The 268-nt window shown below is 42.2% G+C and carries 1 pseudogene; it reads right to left on the bottom strand.

Annotated elements, in window-relative coordinates:
* Positions 1 to 268 (bottom strand): annotated as a pseudogene (locus AB4585_RS26065) (hypothetical protein); the annotation flags it as partial.

Genomic DNA, 268 nt, shown 5'->3' with positions numbered 1-268 from the left:
ATTCAATGCCGTTAGCAGAGCACATTGATTCCAGCTTCATGCATGGCTTAATGCCATCTTCCTTTAGCTTGAAATTTAAAATGCCAGGTCGATATGTGTAACACATGCGAACTAGTTGAAGTACATCAAGTGTAGAGTTCAGGGCGAAGCGCTCGTGCTCGAATACACTGATGTTATTTCGATAAAATAGGTGGCGAATGGACGTGTTATCAAAGGCAATATTATTATAACCCGCTAGCACAGCCCCTTTACCTAATGCGCTTTTGAC

Source organism: Vibrio sp. 10N.222.49.C9 (assembly GCF_041474985.1).
Classification (GTDB): domain Bacteria; phylum Pseudomonadota; class Gammaproteobacteria; order Enterobacterales; family Vibrionaceae; genus Vibrio; species Vibrio crassostreae_C.
Note: the sequence above shows the minus strand (reverse complement) of the source record. Positions and strands in the feature narration are given on the sequence as shown.